We start from the raw sequence: 3463 nt of genomic DNA on the forward strand, positions 1-3463 counted from the left end.
GATAGCGGAGTGTCAGATACAGTTGTTTCAACTGACACTCCGCTATCGCGAGCAGGCTCACTCCTACAAGGGTTTTGCGGTGTTGCTTAGGGTTTTACCAGGCGCGCATCCAGGCTGTTTTGCGCCAGGCGCTTGGCCTGCTCCTGGGTCATGCCCAAATGCTCGTACAGCGCATGGAAGTTCTCGGTCACGTAACCACCGAAGTACGCCGGGTCATCGGAGTTCACCGTGACCTTCACGCCGCGCTCGAGCATGTCGAGAATGTTGTGCTGCGACATATGATCGAACACGCAAAGCTTGGTGTTCGACAGCGGGCACACCGTCAGCGGGATCTGCTCGTCGATGATCCGCTGCATCAGGCGCTCGTCTTCGATGGCGCGCACGCCATGGTCGATGCGCTGGATTTTCAGCAGGTCGATGGCTTCCCAAATGTACTCCGGCGGGCCTTCTTCGCCGGCGTGGGCAACGGTCAGGAAGCCTTCGTGGCGGGCACGATCAAACACACGCTGGAATTTGCTCGGCGGGTGGCCCATCTCGGAACTGTCCAGACCGACGGCGACAAACGCGTCACGGAACGGCAGCGCTTGATCGAGGGTTTTCTCGGCTTCTTCCTCGCTCAGGTGACGCAGGAAACTGAGGATCAAACCGCTGGTGATGCCCAGTTGCTGCTCGCCATCCTTCAGCGCGGCGGCGATGCCATTGAGCACCACTTCGAACGGGATGCCCCGGTCGGTGTGGGTCTGCGGGTCGAAGAACGGTTCGGTGTGAATCACGTTCTGCGCCTTGCAGCGCAATAGGTAAGCCCAGGTCAGGTCGTAGAAGTCCTGCGAAGTGCGCAATACATCAGCGCCCTGGTAATACAGGTCGAGGAATTCCTGCAGGTTGTTGAAGGCGTAAGCCTTGCGCAGGGTTTCCACGTCGTTCCACGGCAGGGCGATCTTGTTGCGTTCAGCCAGGGCGAACAGCAGCTCGGGCTCCAGCGAGCCTTCCAGGTGCAGGTGCAGTTCAGCCTTGGGCAAGGCGTTGAGCCAGTCGTACATATTCTTTTCTCATCAGGTGCAATGACGGCATTCTACAGATGCTCGCCGAAACAATTGGCAAAACCTGACCAAGCGATCCATCAAACGGCTTCCTGCTCACGGCGATAGGCGTAGGTATCGGCGAAGCGCGACAGCAGGAATTCGGCGCAGGTGGTCGTCGGATATTTCGCCGGGTGCTGTGCGTCCTGGCAACCGGGCAGGCATTCGATGTGGGTGTCCGGGTGCGGTTCGGCAAAGAACGGCATCGAATAGCGATCCACCCCGAGCGGGCTGATGACGCGGTGCGGGGTCGAGCGATAACGGTCGTTGCTCCAGCGCGCCATCATGTCGCCGAGATTGACCACGAAGGTGCCGTCGATCGGTGGCGCGTCGATCCATTCACCTTTGACGTTCTTCACTTGCAAGCCGCCGGCGCTGTCCTGATAGAGCAAGGTGATGCAGCCGTAATCGGTGTGCGCGCCGGCGCCTTGTTGCTCGGCGCATCTGGCGGTGTGGCGCGGTGGGTAATGGATCATGCGCAGCACGCTGACCGGATCCACGAAGCGGCTGTCGAAGAAATCACGTTCGATGTTCAGCGCGATGGTCATCGCGCGCAGCAAGGTCTGCGCGAGGGCCTGCATGTCGAGGTAGTGCTGTTCCATCAAGTCCGCCCAACCCGTTTGTGACGGATGCCGGTTGGGACCGCGCAACGGCTTCTCCGCAAGCACGTCGGGGTGATTGGCCGGCAGGTGCAGGCCCATGTCGAAGGTTTCTTTGAGGTCGCTGGGTTTACTCGGGTCGAGTTGCTCGGTGGCGATGGCGCCGTAGCCGCGATGATGGCGGGTCTGGGTGATGTCGATCTGGAGTTTTTCCTCTGCTGGCAGAGCAAAAAAACGGCGCGTGTGATCGAGTACGGCGTCGATGCGCTGCGGCGAAATCGGGTGACCCTTGATGTAGAAGAAGCCCCACTCGCGGCAGGCGTGGTCGATCTGCCCGGCCACGGCGGGCCAGGCGTTTTCGTCGTCGGAATAGAGCGGGCTGATGTCGATGATCGGAAGCTGATCCATACACAATCCTTGAAAAGTACGGGAGATCGTTCCCACGCTCCGCGTGGGAATGCCTCAATGGACGCTCTGCGTCCGCTTTCAGCAGGGACGCGGAGCGTCCCGGGCGGCATTCCCACGCAGAGCGTGGGAACGATCGGGGGGCAGGTAGATTACTTCGGCATTTCAGCCTTCATGCCTTCAACGTAATAGTTCATCGACGCCAGTTCTGCATTGGTCGCGCTCACACCCGCCGGGATTTTCTCCACGCCGGCCTGATCCTTGATCGGCCCGGTGAACGGCTGGAACGCACCGCTCTTGATGTCGGCAATGATCTGCTCGGCCTCGGCTTTCACCGGTGCCGGCACCAGGTCACTGATCGGCAGTTCAACCGTGCCTTCCTTCAGCCCGCCCCAGTAATCCTGGGATTTCCACGTGTGGTCGATCACGCTCTGCGTCGCCTGAATGTAGTGCGGCGCCCAGTCGTTGACGATCGAGGTCAGTACTGCTTTCGGGCCGAAGTGCGCCATGTCCGAGGCGTAACCCACCGCGTACACACCGCGACGTTCAGCGGCCTGAATCGGCGCCGGACTGTCGGTGTGCTGGAACACCACGTCGACGCCCTGATCGATCAGCGCGTTGGCCGCGTCGGCCTCTTTGCCCGGGTCGAACCACGAGTTGACCCACACCACTTTGATCTCGGTGCCCGGGTTGTATTTGTTCAGGGCCAGTTGAATCGAGTTGATGTCGCGGATCACCTCGGGGATCGGGAACGAGGCGACGTAACCGATCTTCTTGGTCTTGGTCATCTTCGCCGCGAGGAACCCGCCGACGTAGCGCCCCTCGTAAGTGCGCGCCAGATAGGTGCCGAGGTTCTTGTCCTGTTTGTAGCCGGTGGCGTGTTCGAACGTCACTTTGGGAAATTGCTTGGCGACTTTCAGCGTCGGGTTCATGTAGCCGAAAGAGGTGGTGAAGATCAGGTCGTACTTGTCCTTGGCCATGTTGCGGATCACCCGCTCGGCGTCGGCGCCCTCGGCGACGTTCTCGACGTAGTTGGTGGCGATCTGATTGCCGAATTTCTCGGCGAGCGCCTTGCGCCCCTGCTCATGCTGATACGTCCAGCCGTGGTCACCGATCGGGCCGATGTAGACGAAACCGACCTTCAGCGGATCGGCAGCGCTGGCGCTCAGGCTGATCCCCAGACCGAGGGCGGCGCACAGCAGTTTGTGCAGCGGACGTATTTGCATGAATTGGAGCTCCATTTTGTTGTGTGTGGTCAGGGCTAATGCAAATTGCTGACCAACAGGACAACAAACCCTGCCGAAACCGAGGCGCGGCCTTCGCGAGCAAGCTCGCTCCCACATTGAAATGCGGTCACCTGTGGGAGCGAGCTTGCTCGCG

At 60.4% G+C, this 3463-nt stretch carries 3 protein-coding genes; all 3 read right to left on the bottom strand.

Annotation, left to right across the window (positions count from 1 at the left end):
* Window positions 1-86 precede the first annotated feature (86 nt).
* Window positions 87-1040, bottom strand: a complete 954-nt coding sequence (locus tag EJA71_RS21020) for an adenosine deaminase (RefSeq protein WP_158959475.1) — start codon at window positions 1038-1040, stop codon at window positions 87-89.
* Between the two features lie 80 nt (window positions 1041-1120).
* A complete protein-coding gene (locus EJA71_RS21025) occupies window positions 1121-2086 on the bottom strand; it encodes a 2-oxoglutarate and iron-dependent oxygenase domain-containing protein (protein ID WP_158959476.1) in 966 nt (321 codons plus the stop codon).
* A gap of 149 nt (window positions 2087-2235) precedes the next feature.
* Window positions 2236-3309 carry a BMP family ABC transporter substrate-binding protein gene (locus EJA71_RS21030; RefSeq protein ID WP_158959477.1) on the bottom strand — a complete coding sequence of 358 codons (1074 nt, stop codon included), beginning with the start codon at window positions 3307-3309 and terminating at the stop codon, window positions 2236-2238.
* Window positions 3310-3463 lie beyond the last annotated feature (154 nt).

The sequence above is a fragment of the Pseudomonas sp. PB106 genome, assembly GCF_009764645.1.
Lineage (GTDB): Bacteria > Pseudomonadota > Gammaproteobacteria > Pseudomonadales > Pseudomonadaceae > Aquipseudomonas.

Bases quoted from the DNA above. Each gene is read 5' to 3' on its own strand.
- EJA71_RS21020 (WP_158959475.1), bottom strand. From the start codon at position 1,040: ATGTACGACTGGCTCAACGCCTTGCCCAAGGCTGAACTGCACCTGCAC.
- EJA71_RS21025 (WP_158959476.1), bottom strand. From the start codon at position 2,086: ATGGATCAGCTTCCGATCATCGACATCAGCCCGCTCTATTCCGACGAC.
- EJA71_RS21030 (WP_158959477.1), bottom strand. From the start codon at position 3,309: ATGCAAATACGTCCGCTGCACAAACTGCTGTGCGCCGCCCTCGGTCTG.